The following is a 13,955-nucleotide window of genomic DNA, read 5'->3' as shown; positions in this document are numbered from 1 at the left end:
GCTCCTGCTCCTGCTCCTGCTCCTGCTCCTGCTCCTGCTCCTGCGCAGCCAGCGCTTAATCCAACGCAGTCTCAACCTATTCAAGCTGCTCAGCCGAATGTGGTTCAGGACGATCCTCAGATGTCTGCGCATATGGCAGCGATGGAGATGGAAGCGCAGCGGGAAACTGAGTCCCATGCTGACTACGATTTGCCGTCTCAACCAACGGTAGTAACATCACCTCAGCAGCCTCAGCAGCCTCAGCAGCCTCAGCAGCCTCAGCAGCCTCAGCAGCAAGCTCCTTCTTCCGCAGGGAGTCTGGTGGCGGCCCGCAACATGTTGAGAAGTCGGGTTCGTCAGCAAGAGGGCCAATCGCCAAAAAAGGGTAGTGCGGCAACAGCCGGCGGTGATGCACTGTCGGTTATCGACCGGATCGCAGCAAAACATAAGCCTGCTGATCCTGCTGTTTTCCAACAAGCATCGATGCCGAATGAAAGTGCCGCCACCCAAGATGAAGCCTATCGTTGGAAACCGACTAAGTTAGAAACGGCCGAAGAAAAGCCCGTTACTGTTACGCCGGATAAGATTAAAAAAGCGCTTCAACACGAGCGCACCCCGGAAATGCGCGATAAGCTGGAAAAAGAGTCGATTGAATTGGACGAGTGGAGTCGCATTGCCAGTGCATTGGAAGCACCTCGATTGGTCAAGCAGATGGCATTGAACGCATCCATGGAACGACACGGCGATCAAATCAATCTTTGTTTGCGTAGTGAGCAAGCGCACTTGAACACTGAAAAAGCACAGGCTGCCTTGCTTGAAGCTTTGAGCAATCAGCTGGGTACTTCAATTACTTTGTCTGTCGCGCAGGGAGAAGCGGGAACAACACCACTGGAATGGCGTGACAGGCTTTATACAGAAAAACTGACTCAGGCTTCACAAAGCCTGAGTGATGATCCCAATGTTCGCTTTATCTGCCAGCGTTTTGCCGCGCAACTGGATGAAGAGAGCGTTAGACCTATATAAACCTAAAAGGGCTGTGATTTAGATATCTCAGCGCAAAGCTAAATAGAGAGAAGAGTATGTTTGGTAAAGGCGGAATGGGCAACCTGATGAAGCAGGCGCAGCAAATGCAAGAGCGCATGCAGAAGATGCAGGAAGAAATTGCGAATATGGAAGTCACCGGCGAAGCAGGTGCAGGCCTGGTAAAAGTGACCATCACCGGCAGCCACAGTGTTCGTCGCGTTGAGCTGGATGACAGCCTGATGGAAGACGACAAAGACATGCTGGAAGACTTGATTGCTGCAGCTTTTAACGATGCAGCGCGTCGCATTGAAGAAGCTCAGAAAGAGAAAATGGCTTCAGTCACTGGCGGCATGCAGATGCCACCAGGCTTTAAAATGCCATTCTAAGTATGCGTACAAGCCAACTGCTTGAGCAGTTGATGGAAGCCTTGCGTTGTTTGCCTGGGGTCGGTCCCAAGTCAGCACAGCGCATGGCTTTTCATCTTCTGCAACGTAATCGCCAAGGTGGTGTGAAGCTTTCTGAAGCGTTACTTTCTGCGATGACAGATATCGGACATTGCGGTAAATGCAGGACCTTTACTGAGGAAGAGGAGTGTGCGATTTGTGCTAATCCCCGTCGTCAGGAAAACGGTCAGATCTGTGTGGTAGAAAGCCCTGCTGATATTGCTGCGATTGAAGCTACTGGCCAATACTCTGGCCGTTACTTTGTTCTTATGGGGCATTTATCACCACTTGATGGAATTGGCCCTTCTGATATCGGTTTGGATTTGTTGGAAAAGCGTTTATCGTCAGAGTCAATTTCTGAGCTTATCCTAGCAACTAACCCAACGGTAGAAGGTGAAGCGACAGCGCATTACATCAGTGAGCTTTGTCTGGAACATAGCGTCATTGCTAGCCGTATCGCACACGGTGTGCCAATGGGCGGAGAGTTGGAGTTGGTGGATGGTACCACGCTCTCTCATTCGATTATTGGACGTCACCGTCTGGGATAAAAAAGGCCGCTTAGCGGCCTTTTTAGTTTTTGTCGATCACGACTTGCTGTAAAGCACCAGCGAACCATGGTTCAAACTGGTAAGCAGCAGTGAACCGTCATTCAATACATCAATGCGGCGAACCTTTTCAGCGCCTAGGCGGTAGAAAGTGCGCACCAGAGTCAGGTCTTCCTCTGAAAACTCCGCGGTATCTCCGGTTGTCACATCTTTGATGCTACCGAGCTTGAGTTTCAGATAGCCGCCACTGATTTCCCATTCACCAGACTCGGAAATCGACATCACCACTTGAGTATTCTGCTCTTCATTTTTCAACACAATTTGAGTGTCACGGGAATAAGTATTATCGGGCAAAAAAACCATATTGCTTTGTTGCTCGGTCTCAGTAAGCCCAGCTACATCACGAAATCTTGCTTCCTCAATGTGATTAATTGTTCGCGACTTCCACTCTTTTGAAAGCAGAAGGTTAGACGTGCGCATATCCTCGCCGAGAAACACCCAAGCGCTGGTAATAAATGATATCAACAACAAGAAAAATGGCCCGAAGCGCTTCATTTGATCACGGCGTCGAGGTGCATGAAGACTCATCGGCATAGTCCGTCGCTCCCTTGCTGGCTGGTAAGAAGAACATAAGTAATGTTGTCATCTGCGTCTTTGGCACTGTGGATATAGTTCAGGGAAATTTGGTTATCTTGACCGCCTGTCACAATCACTTCTTCCAATTCGCGCTCTTCACGGTAGAAACCAATGTACTTTTCAACACAGCGCTGAACCATGGGTTGCCATTGGTTGATACGTGCATTGGTCACGGGAATGTAAACCGGTACATCTTCGACCGTTAAGATTTCCCGAAATGCTTCAGATTTAGGAGTGGAAGCAACGTAAAACGCCAGAGGTACCAGCAATGCGAGTACGAATGCTACCCATGAGCCAAGCGGGATTTTCACCGCAACCGGAGCTCTAGGAATGTCCGCTTGTTCTGGCTGAGGTGCCGATACAGCAACCTCTGTTGGTGACTCTTGGAGCTCGCTTTCAGCTTCAGCAGTTAAGATCTCTGCTTCGACAACGTCGTCTTCCATCTCATTAACAGTAGATTTTGGCAGGTCAACTTCCTGATCGTTATAGACCTCTACTGAGCACACTACCTGATATCCGCGTTTTGGCACGGTTTTGACAAACATCGGGCTTTTCGTGGAGTCTTTCAGGCCTTTTCTTAAGGTAGAAATAGATTGTGTCAGGCTGGAGTCGTCGACTTCGAAACCTTGCTTGCGCCATACAAAGTCGTGGATTCGGTTTCGGGTGACAATAGCGTGAGGTTCTTCTATGAGAACCATCAATACTCGGCACTCGTTACTGCCCAGTCGGATCAACTCATTATTTTCATAAAGATCAATCAAAGAGCTGTCGCTGGGAGAAAAAACAAAACGCTCTCCCAGAAGGTAACGGTTCGATTTATTTAACATTCGATTTACTTACCTGCGCGAATCTTGAAAAGTTTGGCGGGTTAACCTCGAAATTGGAGGTGAATAGCGCCTAAATTGGCTAAAAATAAAGACGATTATACCTGAAATGCGAAAAATAGCTCAAGAAATCAAAAATTCCTTGCCTGCCCTTGAATTGGAAAATAGCGGCCATATTTACAGGTAGTGATTAAACCAAAATACATTTAGTTTGGGGTTAAAATGAGCGATCAAGCGACTCTACAAAGTAAGGAAACACGTGGTTTCCAATCTGAAGTGAAGCAACTGCTGCACTTGATGATCCACTCACTCTATTCCAACAAAGAGATCTTCCTGCGTGAGCTGATCTCTAATGCTTCGGATGCATCTGACAAGTTGCGTTTTAAGGCACTGTCTGATTCTGCACTGTATGAGAGTGATGGTGATCTTCGTGTCCGTCTGAGCGTCAATAAAGAAGCGGGCACTTTGACTGTTGAAGACAACGGCATTGGTATGAGCCGCGACGAGGTGATTGAAAACCTTGGTACGATTGCAAAATCCGGCACAGCAGATTTCTTTAAACAACTTTCCGAAGACCAATCGAAAGACAGCCAGCTGATTGGTCAGTTTGGTGTGGGCTTCTACTCTGCATTTATTGTTGCAGACAAAGTCACCGTTATGACCCGCGCAGCAGGTGCTGAAGCCTCAGAAGGTGTTCAGTGGGAATCGGCTGGCGAAGGTGAATACACCATCGAAGGCATTGAAAAAACCACTCGCGGTACTTCAATTACTCTTCACCTTCGTGAAGAAGACAAAGAGTTTCTGGATGAATGGCGTCTGCGTGACGTGATCGGCAAATACTCTGATCACATTGGTATCCCAGTCGAAATGTGGGAGCAGGAGCGCGACGAAGAAGGTAAAGAAACTGGCGAAGGTAAATGGGAAAAGGTCAATAAAGCCCAGGCACTTTGGACTCGTTCAAAGTCAGATATTTCTGATGAAGAGTACAACGAGTTCTACAAGCATTTGTCCCATGATTTCGCTGACCCTCTTCAGTGGAGCCACAATCGCGTAGAAGGTAAAAACGACTACACCAGTCTGTTGTACATTCCTTCCAAAGCGCCTTGGGATATGTTCAACCGCGACCACAAACATGGCCTGAAGCTCTATGTACAGCGCGTATTTATCATGGACGATGCGTCGCAGTTTATGCCAAGTTACCTGCGCTTTGTCCGTGGTTTGATTGACTCAAACGATCTGCCATTGAACGTTTCCCGTGAAATTCTGCAAGACAATAAAGTGACTCAGTCTTTGCGTAACGCCTGCACCAAGCGTGTTCTGACCATGCTTGAGCGTTTGGCAAACAATGACGCGGATAAATATCAGAGTTTCTGGAAAGAATTTGGCTTGGTTCTGAAAGAAGGTCCAGCGGAAGATTTCTCAAATCGTGAGAAAGTCGCGGGTCTACTGCGCTTTGCATCGACTGAAACAGACAGCAGTGAACAAACGGTTTCTCTCACTGACTATGTATCTCGCATGAAAGAAGAGCAGGACAAGATTTATTATCTGACTGCAGATTCTTATCAGGCAGCAAAAAACAGCCCTCACTTAGAGCAATTCAAAGCCAAAGGTATTGAAGTCATTCTGATGTATGACCGTATCGATGAATGGCTGATGAGCTACCTGCCGGAGTTTGACGGCAAGCAGTTCCAAGCGATCACTAAAGCGGATCTGGATCTCAGCAAGTTTGAAGACGACGCTGAGAAAGAGAAACGCGAAGAAACCGAAAAAGAGTTTGCGTCTGTGGTTGATCGAACCAAAGCATATCTCGGTGACCGTGTGAAAGATGTTCGTCCGACCTTCAAACTGTCAGGCACACCAGCAGTGGTGGTCACCGATCAGTTTGAAATGGGTACACAAATGGCGAAGCTACTGGCTGCAGCTGGGCAAGAAGCGCCAGAAGTGAAATACATCTTTGAGATGAACCCAGAGCACACTCTGGTGAAGCAAATGGCTGATGAAGCGGACGAAGAAGTGTTCGGTCGCTGGGTTGAGATGCTGTTGGGTCAGGCGATGCTTGCAGAGCGCGGCTCGATGGATGACCCATCTCAATTCCTGAGTGCGGTGAACCAACTTCTGACTAAAGGCTAATTGCATAACGATTCATTTTCGTTATTAATATGACCGAGCCCAGCGGGAATGCTGGGCTTATTAACTTCAATACCTAAACGATTTTGTGATCCATAGCCTCTTCTTTTGCCGACCCAATGTCGAATGAAGAAACTAAGAGACCTGAGCCGATGTCAGCGCCAATTGTGTTGAAAACGTCGGGCACGAGGTTGTTTAGGTATCAATATACGTGTATGTTTCGTGTTTTTGCGAAACTCCAAAGTAAATAAAGGGGATAACTATGCGCATCATTCTTCTGGGCGCACCAGGTGCAGGTAAAGGGACTCAAGCGCAGTTCATCATGGAAAAATATGGTATTCCACAAATTTCCACTGGTGACATGCTGCGTGCAGCAATCAAAGCCGGCACCGAGCTGGGCAAACAGGCGAAAGCAGTTATCGACGCGGGCCAACTGGTATCTGACGATATCATCCTTGGTCTGGTTAAAGAGCGCATTGCACAAGAAGACTGTGCGAAAGGCTTCCTTCTGGATGGCTTCCCACGCACTATTCCACAGGCAGATGGCCTGAAAGACATCGGCGTAGTGGTTGACTATGTACTGGAATTCGACGTGCCAGACAGCGTTATCGTTGAGCGTATGAGTGGTCGCCGCGCGCACTTGGCTTCTGGCCGTACTTACCACGTTGTTTACAACCCGCCTAAAGTGGAAGGTAAAGACGACGTGACTGGCGAAGATCTGGTTGTTCGTGACGACGACAAAGAAGAAACCGTACGTGCGCGTCTGGGTGTATACCACGACCAAACAGCGCCACTGATTGCTTACTACTCGAAAGAAGCAGAAGCAGGCAACACCAAGTACCTGAAATTTGATGGTACTCAGCAAGTTTCTGAAGTCAGCGAAGAAATCGCTAAAGCGCTGGATTAATTGCCCCAGTGTTTAAGAAAAGGGCAATCACTATGATTGCCCTTTTTTGATCTTTTTCTATCAAAGAAAAGTAGTGGTATCCTCGGGTTTAAATAAACTGTGTTGTAGGACGAAATGGAAAACAAAAACAACAAAGTAGGGGTGTTGCTGGCTAACCTCGGCACACCGGAAGCACCGACCTCCCAAGCAGTAAAAGCATTTCTTAGCGAATTCCTTCATGATCAACGTGTCGTCGACATGACCCGTTGGCTATGGTGCCCGCTATTACACGGGATCATTTTGCCTGTGCGCTCTCCCAAGGTGGCAAAGCTCTATCAAACCGTCTGGATGGAAGAGGGTTCACCACTGATGGTCTACTCCAAGCGTCAAAAAGCCGCGTTGGAGCGTGAAACCGGACTGCCTGTGGAGCTGGGTATGACCTATGGCAACCCAAGCATTCTGACGGGTATTGAAGCATTGAAAGCGAGGGGCTGTAATAAAATTCTCGTGCTGCCGCTTTATCCACAGTACTCGCGCACCACGACGGCGGCTGTTTTCGACAAAATTGCGAAATCACTTAAACAAATGCCCGAATTGCCGGAGTTCCGTTTTGTGAACCACTACTACAGTGAAGACAGCTATATCGAAGCGCTGGCGCAATCGGTTGAAGCGCATTGGGCTGAGCATGGTAGACCTGACATGCTGTTGTGCTCTTATCACGGCATTCCTAAACGCTACGCAGATAACGGTGACCCGTACCAGACGCACTGCTTAGGGACAACAGAAAAACTGGTAGCAAGATTGTCCAGCGATGTACCACTGAAAACGACATTCCAGTCGCGTTTTGGTCGAGAAGAGTGGCTACAGCCCTATACCGACAAAACGCTAGAAAGATTGCCAAGTGAAGGGGTGAAGCGTCTGGATGTGATTACGCCGGCGTTCTCTGCGGATTGTTTGGAGACATTGGAAGAGATTTCCGAGCAGTGTCATGAGAGTTTTATAGAAGCGGGCGGCGAGACGTTCAGATACATCCCTTGCCTCAATGATTCTCCTGCACACATCGACATGATGAAGCTGTTGGTGGAGAGAAATACCAAAGGTTGGTAACGCCTTCTTTTCATTTTCATTTATGCCTGGGCTGGTTTTTCACCCTGGCATATTTTTGTCCGAAAGATTCCCCGTTGAAATTTGTGTGATAGAATTCGCACTTTCGCCACAACAACGACGCATTGAATCATGAAATTCCCGGGCCAACGCAAGTCTAAGCATTACTTTCCTGTCCATGCACGCGATCCACTTTTGGTGCAAGCGAGCGAGCAGCGCAAGCTGAAACGTCCACATGTTATCGGTATCGACCAGACGCTGGTGGATATTGAAGCGAAAGTAGCCGATGATTTCGTTGCGAAATACGAATTGAGTAAAGGGCATTCTTTGGTGATTGATGACAAGCGCGCAGAAGCGCTGTATCAAGAACTAAAAGATAACAACATGGTTAGTCACGAGTTTGCAGGCGGTACTATTGGTAATACGTTGCACAACTACTCAACGCTTGCCGACGACAAATCTATTCTGCTAGGTGTCATGAGCCAAGACATCACCATCGGCAGCTATGCATATCGCTACCTCTGTAACACCTCAAGCCGCATGGACCTTAACTACTTACAGGCAGTTCAGGGCCCAATTGGTCGTTGTTACACGCTGATCAGTGAAGAAGGTGAACGTACCTTTGCGATCAGCGAAGGTTTGATGAACCAGCTTCACGCAGACTCTATCCCAGAGCATATATTCAAAAATGCTTCTGCTTTGGTACTGACCGCTTATCTGGTTCGCTGTAAAGAAGGCGACCCGATGCCGGAAGCGACCATGAAAGCAATCGAGTTCGCGAAGAAACACGACGTACCTGTGGTAATGACTATGGGTACCAAGTACGTGATTCAGAACAATCCGCAATGGTGGCGTGACTTCTTGTCAGAGCATGTTTCTGTTGTTGCAATGAACGAAGAAGAAGCGGAAGCGCTGACTGGTGAGTCTGATCCTTTGTTGGCGGCAGACAAAGCCCTGGAGTGGGTAGACATGGTGTTGTGTACGGCAGGTCCTGTGGGACTTTACATGGCAGGCTACACGGAAGAAGAAGCCAAGCGTGAAACTAGCTTGCCGTTGTTGCCTGGCTCAATTGCCGAATTCAACCGTTACGAATTCAGCCGCCCGATGAAAAAGTCGGACTGTGAAAACCCATTTAAGGTTTACTCACACATTGCGCCTTACATGGGTGGCCCAGAACGCATCAAAAACACCAATGGTGCGGGTGATGGCGCATTGTCAGCGGTACTACATGATATGTCAGCAAACCGCTATCACCGTGATAATGTGCCAAACTCCAGCAAGCACGCCCATTCATTTCTGACCTACAGCTCGTTCTCTCAGGTATGTAAATACGCGAACCGTGTGAGCTATGAAGTACTGGCACAGCATTCACCACGTTTGTCTCGTGGTTTGCCAGAGAAAGAGGATTCTTTAGAAGAAGCGTACTGGGAACGTTAATCGCTTAGCCCTGTTTAAGCACTAACTAAGTTCTGAATAGCGATATTCAAAAAAATCCGCCACTTGGGCGGATTTTTTAATTGGTAGGGAGAGCGACGCGAATGAACTGTAGTCATTGGGCTTAAGACAGCTTCTTAGCCCATGTGTTCGTCGCGCGGACGAGTGTGTGATAAAGGGTATCAAAAGATGCTTTGGGCTCAAGGATGGGATCTGCAATATCGCCAAGGCCAATCCATTGGCCAATTAGCATGGTTTTACCTCTCGAGCCTGGAGAGACCAGCGCGACTTCCTCAATATGCTCATGCGACATCACCAAAATTAAATCAAACCTATCGCAAAGCTCTGGTGTTAGTTGACGCGCATTGTGGTTAAAAATATCTAGGCCATTCTCGTTACATACTTGCTGGCTATATGGATGAGCTGTGGCATCAGTAATATTGCTTTTGGTAACGGCAGTGCCCGCGGATTCAATGACTAACTCTGGCAATAGCTTTTTTAGCAGCGCCTCTGCAATTGGCGAACGGCAGATATTCCCTGTACACACCACGAGAATATGATTAAACATGTTCGGGTTCCTTCAAGCGTTCGGCCTGATTTGATTTCGGGGGTATAGTGACTAACTGCCCCACAGCAGGTAGAGCCGAGCAGGCGTTGGCAATGAAGAGAATCAGGGTAAATGTCAGCGCATTAGCCATTGGCTGAAGGTTAAAATCCACACTGATATGAATCAGCATACCAATGATGGACATGATACAACCCAGCGCTATACCTTTCATTGTTCGGCTATGTCTTTTCCGAATAGTGGAGAAGGCGCGTCCAAAGGCTAACACCACCACGAGCCCTAAGAGCAATGTCGCTGGAATTCCGGCTTCGACCATAAACTGGATATAGTCGTTATGGGCATGGTCATAGAACCCAATATCGGCCTTGGAATACATGGGGAAGATCGTGTAAAAGCTCGCCATGCCAGTGCCGGTGAAAGGGAAATCTCTGATAATATCCAGTGACCATACCACCACCTGATCGCGGGACTCCGCGCCAAGTGACGTTTCTACCAAGCGCTGTTTGACTTTTTCCAGCCCGAACAAGGCACCCACAACGATTGTATCGACAGCGATAACACTGCCCACCAAGACGGTTAACGCGCGTGGCTTATTTTTATAAAACACCAATGCAAGTAAGCCACCGATAGCTGTCGCCGCAAAAAAAGCAGTATTTCCCATTCTAGAACGTGTCATTACCAACGCAATCACCATGATCACAAGGCAGAGGCGTATGTACATTTTCCGGCTGAGAATGCCTTCCATCAGTCTTTTAACAAACATATGGCGCGATTCGGAAGGGGTAGTGTGAAGCTGAGAGACGATAAGGCCAATGCCCATACAGAGCGTCATCATCAAGTAGTTCGCTAGGTGGTTCTTGTAGACAAAAGAGCCAGTGGCAATCCCTTTTTCACTATAACCAAACACCAGGCTCTCTTTGATATCAAGCAAAACGACTATTGCTGCATAGAAGGCCTGTAAGGTGCCGCTAACTACAATTACCAATACCACTTGCTTAAGTCGCTTACTGGAGTTCACGAGATATATGGCGTTGAAAACCAGCATAGTGTAGGCAATTCCTTTGAAAAGAGACGCCAATGTCATTCGAGAATCAAGGGAAATAAAACCTTCGGGTGCTCCAACGAGTTGGTAAATCTCGGCACTTTTTCCAGAAAAGAAGGCTAGCACTTCCCAAGGAAGAGGAAGAGTTTGAAACAATACCCATAGCTGGAACAGTGCCAAACCAGAAAGAAGCCATTTGTACTGCTTTAACGGCTCGAAAGGTAAATTCCCCCGATAGGCGATGATCAGTAGTATTGATTGAAATGCTATCCAGAATTCAGCAATTGACCATGCCCAATCTCGATTACTCCCAAGGGGGATAGGTAACCAAATGATAAGCGCGAGTAAGGAATAGAACGAGGATTTTTCAATAGACGCCATGTGAATCACTCAATTTGTGAGTACAACAAAAAGCCCAACGAACGCTGGGCTTTGGTGGGGTGAATCTTTTCTAAAAATGATTAGTTTGGAGAGATGACGTCTTCACCACCCCCACCTTGGCCGCCTACTGCCGGCGCTGATGGAGGAGCAGGGCCAGCTGCAGCGGTCTGGATACCAGCCGCGGTCGCTTCTGCGATTTCTGTTGGGTCAAGCCCAGCCAACAGTGCCGCAGTTGTAATGTTTTCGTTGGCAATACCTGCATCTCGTGCGAACTGCGCGATTTCAATCGCTTTGTCCGGCGCGGCGGTCATTGCTGCCTGAATCGCGAACTGAGGGTCGACGCCTTCCATCTTCAACAATAAAGCGAGGATTTCAACCGCGAACTCGGCGTTTTCCAACAAAACACTTTGGTACGTTTCTTCGCTTGGAACATCACCGAGCTGTGAAATGATGGATTGACGCTGTTCGTCACTTTCGAAAGCAAAGGCTAGTGATGACAAAGCCAAGCTTGTTACACCAAAAATGGTGGCGGTAATCTTCATGTTTTTTCCTTGAAAGTGTTTTCAAGAGTCTGATTAAAAAGACTATATCAAAGTTAAGATGATTGATAATGGCTAAAGAGCCATTCGAAAAGCTCAATCAGTGAATGGCTTTTGTTTTTGAACGAAATGTCGCAATTGCACTGCAAAAATATGTACCAAGCAGTACGCCAAAAACATTGACGATCATATCCAGCCAGGAAAATTGTCTTGATGGGATTACATACTGCAGTGACTCATCTAGCACAACCAAGACTAAGACAGTTAGCGTCGGGACTGACAATCTAACGTGGGACGTCCTTTGAGTTGTAAGCCAACAAAGCAGGCCTAGGAAAAACGAGGCAAAAAAATGGAGATATATATCGCCGCCGATCATAACTTCCGTTGCTCGAACCTGATTTGCGAAAATACCGAATGATTTTAGAACTGAGGCGCTACCAAATAGAATTACAAAAACAACAAGCATTAACAAAGGATATTTAGATACGTTAGCCACAAGCTTGAATCCTAACTTTGTTAAATGCTAAAAGATTACAAATTCGTTGTTTACCGCTTGAATAGGCCACTGTGGTGTTAAGTGCAGGCCGATATCGCCAAACTTTCCCGATCTCCAGAAGGTTATGTATCGCATGCAGTTTAGCGCTTTCATCAATCAGCTCCCAATTCGAATAAGCATAATCGATATCTGCAAGAATTGTTGAGTGGGTAAGAGGTCCAAAATGACGAGCAAAACTCAGCATTTGGGACTGAAGCTTAAGCTCCCCCCTTTCCTTGTAAATTGATGAAAGCTCGACGTAGCTAGGAGACCAAGTAGGCCTTAACCTTAGACTCTTTTGCAGGAGCGTAGTCAGCTGGTCGGTATCTTTGCTGCCACTTAGATATGCACTCCATTGGTACAATTTTGCACTTAGCGAGTAATCGTATGCTGAAGCTGGAGATACTGAAGCTAGGGTATGAGCTAACAGAGATATCGAGATAGTGTTGTAGTTCGGTGTTGTGTCGTCCTTTAGATTCGAAAGGGCTTTTGTTCCAGCGTTTCGATACATTGATTTATAGAACTGTAGTGAGGCAAAGGATAAAACGCTACAGATAATGAAACAATGAAAGACAAGTAGTAATTTTCTATTCATTTGGGTTTCTAAAATTGGTTTGTCTGAAAAGAGACTTTTAAAGGTGGCTTACCTAATCAATACCAAACAAATCACGTGTGTACACTTTCTCAACGACATCGGCTAACTCTTCTGTCATACGGTTAGAAACTATAACGTCTGCCTTTGATTTGAACACGTTAAAATCGGTTAGCACTTCTGAATGGAAGAACTCTTTCTCTGTCAAAACTGGCTCATACACGATTACCTCGACGCCTTTAGCTTTGATGCGTTTCATTATGCCCTGTATTGATGAGGCTCTGAAGTTGTCAGACCCGGACTTCATGATCAGCCTATAGATACCAACTACCTTTGGATTTTTTGAAAGAATTGATTCGGCGATAAAATCTTTACGGGTGGTGTTTGCATCAACAATTGCCCTAATCATGTTGTTTGGCACGTCTTGGTAATTGGCCAAAAGTTGTTTTGTATCTTTTGGTAGGCAGTAGCCACCATAACCAAAAGAAGGGTTGTTATAGTGGTTTCCTATGCGTGGGTCTAGCCCTACGCCTTCTATGATTTGTCGCGCATCTAAGCAATGTGTCTCTGAATAAGTGTCCAGCTCGTTGAAATAGGCTACACGCATTGCTAGATAGGTGTTTGAGAACAATTTCACGGCTTCAGCTTCTGTTGAATCAGTAAACAGAACACTTATGTCCTTCTTCTCTGCGCCTTCAACCAAAAGATTAGCGAAGGTTTCAGCACGTGTACTCCGCTCACCAACAATAATCCGTGAAGGATAAAGATTATCATAAAGAGCTTTACCTTCGCGCAAAAATTCAGGAGAAAAAATAATATTTTCGCATCCAAACTCTTCTTTTACTCGGCTTGTATAACCAACAGGGACTGTAGATTTAATGATCATGGTTGCGTTTGGGTTGATTGAGATGACATCACCAATTACAGCTTCAACAGTCTTTGTATCAAAGTTATTAGTATCAGCGTCATAATCAGTTGGTGTTGCGATAATGACGAAGTCTGCGTCACTGTAAGCTTCTACCTTGTCCAATGTTGCTCGTAGGTCGAGGTCTTTCTCTTTAAGAAAATATTCAATTTCATTGTCTGCTATGGGTGACATTTTATCATTAAGCATTTCGACTTTATGCTTGACTATATCTAATGCAATGACGGTATGGTTTTGTGCCAATAAGACTGAGTTAGAAAGGCCTACATAGCCTGTTCCTACAACTGCAATTTTCATGGTTCCCCTAAGAGAGTTAATTAGTAGTTAGGCTGGCTATCACTTAATATTGGGCGATAGTAAAGCTTGGAAACAAGG

At 46.6% G+C, this 13,955-nt stretch carries 14 protein-coding genes; 7 read left to right on the top strand and 7 right to left on the bottom strand.

Annotated features, from left to right (window positions below; genetic code table 11):
* The 3 genes from D515_RS14680 to recR form a co-directional block, all read left to right on the top strand.
* Positions 1 to 1,002: DNA polymerase III subunit gamma/tau C-terminal domain-containing protein (locus tag D515_RS14680; protein WP_039850143.1), on the top strand; the 1,002-nt coding region annotated here is incomplete at its 5' end.
* Between the two features lie 56 nt (positions 1,003 to 1,058).
* Complete coding sequence (locus tag D515_RS14675; protein ID WP_002539630.1) at positions 1,059 to 1,388, top strand: YbaB/EbfC family nucleoid-associated protein; 330 nt, start codon at positions 1,059 to 1,061, stop codon at positions 1,386 to 1,388.
* Positions 1,389 to 1,390: 2 nt separating this feature from the next.
* Positions 1,391 to 1,993, top strand: coding sequence for a recombination mediator RecR (recR, locus tag D515_RS14670; RefSeq protein ID WP_002539629.1), 603 nt, complete (start codon positions 1,391 to 1,393; stop codon positions 1,991 to 1,993).
* 36 nt (positions 1,994 to 2,029) lie between these two features.
* Here recR and D515_RS14665 read toward each other — a convergent pair whose 3' ends face one another.
* Complete coding sequence (locus D515_RS14665; protein ID WP_002539628.1) at positions 2,030 to 2,584, bottom strand: regulatory protein ToxS; 555 nt, start codon at positions 2,582 to 2,584, stop codon at positions 2,030 to 2,032.
* Positions 2,575 to 3,453, bottom strand: coding sequence for a transcriptional regulator (locus tag D515_RS14660; protein ID WP_002539626.1), 879 nt, complete (start codon positions 3,451 to 3,453; stop codon positions 2,575 to 2,577). The genes D515_RS14665 and D515_RS14660 overlap by 10 nt, the downstream gene beginning before the upstream one ends.
* Before the next feature lie 219 nt (positions 3,454 to 3,672).
* Here D515_RS14660 and htpG point away from each other — a divergent pair, with 219 nt between their 5' ends.
* The 4 genes from htpG to D515_RS14640 all read left to right on the top strand — a co-directional run bounded on the left by htpG (position 3,673) and on the right by D515_RS14640 (position 9,004).
* The gene (gene htpG / locus D515_RS14655) at positions 3,673 to 5,580 is read left to right on the top strand and encodes a molecular chaperone HtpG (RefSeq protein WP_002539625.1); all 1,908 of its coding nucleotides are present in this window, start codon (positions 3,673 to 3,675) and stop codon (positions 5,578 to 5,580) included.
* A 259-nt stretch (positions 5,581 to 5,839) separates the two neighbouring features.
* On the top strand, positions 5,840 to 6,484 hold the full coding sequence (adk, locus tag D515_RS14650) for an adenylate kinase (protein WP_002539624.1): 645 nt from the start codon (positions 5,840 to 5,842) through the stop codon (positions 6,482 to 6,484).
* A gap of 114 nt (positions 6,485 to 6,598) precedes the next feature.
* Positions 6,599 to 7,570 (top strand): ferrochelatase, encoded by a 972-nt coding sequence (gene hemH, locus D515_RS14645; protein WP_002539623.1) that lies wholly within the window; start codon positions 6,599 to 6,601, stop codon positions 7,568 to 7,570.
* A gap of 129 nt (positions 7,571 to 7,699) precedes the next feature.
* Complete coding sequence (locus D515_RS14640) at positions 7,700 to 9,004, top strand: inosine/guanosine kinase (protein WP_002539622.1); 1,305 nt, start codon at positions 7,700 to 7,702, stop codon at positions 9,002 to 9,004.
* A 121-nt stretch (positions 9,005 to 9,125) separates the two neighbouring features.
* Here D515_RS14640 and D515_RS14635 read toward each other — a convergent pair whose 3' ends face one another.
* The 5 genes from D515_RS14635 to D515_RS14610 all read right to left on the bottom strand — a co-directional run bounded on the left by D515_RS14635 (position 9,126) and on the right by D515_RS14610 (position 13,877).
* A complete protein-coding gene (locus D515_RS14635; protein ID WP_002539621.1) occupies positions 9,126 to 9,569 on the bottom strand; it encodes a low molecular weight protein-tyrosine-phosphatase in 444 nt (147 codons plus the stop codon).
* Positions 9,562 to 10,989: an O-antigen ligase family protein gene (locus tag D515_RS14630; protein ID WP_002539620.1), complete on the bottom strand. Its 1,428-nt coding sequence runs from the start codon at positions 10,987 to 10,989 to the stop codon at positions 9,562 to 9,564. Before D515_RS14630 ends, D515_RS14635 begins: the two co-directional genes overlap by 8 nt.
* 80 nt (positions 10,990 to 11,069) lie before the next feature.
* Positions 11,070 to 11,531: a hypothetical protein gene (locus D515_RS14625; protein ID WP_002539619.1), complete on the bottom strand. Its 462-nt coding sequence runs from the start codon at positions 11,529 to 11,531 to the stop codon at positions 11,070 to 11,072.
* A gap of 97 nt (positions 11,532 to 11,628) precedes the next feature.
* Positions 11,629 to 11,904, bottom strand: a complete 276-nt coding sequence (locus tag D515_RS26430; protein WP_420835375.1) for a VanZ family protein — start codon at positions 11,902 to 11,904, stop codon at positions 11,629 to 11,631.
* A gap of 806 nt (positions 11,905 to 12,710) precedes the next feature.
* Positions 12,711 to 13,877, bottom strand: a complete 1,167-nt coding sequence (locus tag D515_RS14610) for a nucleotide sugar dehydrogenase (protein ID WP_039850139.1) — start codon at positions 13,875 to 13,877, stop codon at positions 12,711 to 12,713.
* Between the last annotated feature and the right edge of the window lie 78 nt (positions 13,878 to 13,955).

Origin of the sequence: Grimontia indica, from assembly GCF_000333895.2 — a bacterium.
GTDB lineage: Bacteria > Pseudomonadota > Gammaproteobacteria > Enterobacterales > Vibrionaceae > Enterovibrio > Enterovibrio indicus.
The sequence above is the reverse complement of the archived record's forward strand: the minus strand, read 5'-3'. Positions and strand labels throughout refer to the sequence as shown.